Source organism: Vreelandella songnenensis, from assembly GCF_003002925.1.
Lineage (GTDB): Bacteria > Pseudomonadota > Gammaproteobacteria > Pseudomonadales > Halomonadaceae > Vreelandella > Vreelandella songnenensis.
The window spans coordinates 1-1,040 of the sequence record NZ_PVTK01000034.1; the positions used below are offsets into that span (position 1 = coordinate 1).

Below are 1,040 nucleotides of genomic sequence, written 5' to 3' on the forward strand. Positions count from 1 at the left end.
AAGGAGATTGGACATGAAGAAGCGTTTCAGCGAAGAACAGATCATCGGTTTTCTGGGCGAAGCCGAAGCAGGACTGCCCATCAAGGAGCTATGCCGTCGGCACGGTTTCTCAGAAGCCAGTTACTATCAATGGCGCAGCAAGTTTGGCGGCATGAGCGTACCCGATGCCAAACGACTCAAAGAACTCGAAGCCGAAAATGGGCGCTTGAAAAAGCTGCTCGCGGAGTCGCTACTGGAAATGGAGGTCACTCGGGAGGCGCTGAGAAAAAAGTGGTGAGTGCCCCGGCACGCCGAGACGTGGTGCGCTTTATGGTGTCACGTGGTCTGAGTGAACGCCGAGCGCTCCGTGTCATCCATATGAGTGCCAGTGCATTGCGCTATCAATCGGCCCCTGACCGCAATGGGGCATTGCGTGAACGCATTATTGCCCTGGCCCATCGACATCGTCGCTATGGCGCTGGCATGATCTACCTGAAGCTGCGTCAAGCCGGTGAACGGGTCAATCATAAGCGCGTCGAACGCCTCTACGCCGCGGCTCGATTGCAGGTAAAGCGCCGCAATCGCAAGAAGGTTCCTGCGTCTGAGCGAAAGCCCCTTGGCCGTCCTTGTGCCGCCAACCAGGTCTGGTCAATGGATTTTGTATTTGACCGTACGGCAGAAGGACGCGTGATAAAGAACCTCACTGTTGTCGACGACGCCACCCATGAAGCCGTGGCGATCGTACCTGAACGGGCCATTGGCGGCCTGTCGTTAACACGGATTCTAGATCAACTGGCTTTACAACGTGGCCTACCTAGCGCCATTCGTACGGATAATGGAAAGGAATTTTGTGGGCGCGCCATGCTGTTGTGGGCTCACCTACATGACGTTGCGCTGTTTTTAATCGAGCCTGGAAAACCCAATCAAAACGCCTACATCGAATCGTTCAATGGGCGTTTTCGAGATGAATGTCTGAATGAGCATTGGTTCACCAGCCTTCATCACGCCAAGGTTGTCATCGAAGCATGGCGCCGGGAGTACAACGAAGAAAGACCGAAGAA

Annotated in this window: 1 protein-coding gene; it reads left to right on the forward strand. The window is 54.6% G+C overall.

All coding sequences use genetic code 11. The features are described from left to right. Positions 1–13: 13 nt before the first annotated feature. Positions 14–1,040 (forward strand): IS3 family transposase gene (locus B0H98_RS16915; protein ID WP_106376231.1). Its coding sequence is split into 2 segments (ribosomal slippage), with 1,028 coding nucleotides annotated over them: positions 14–272 and positions 272–1,040; the frame shifts between segments, so codons are not numbered across the junction. This gene is flagged as partial in the annotation.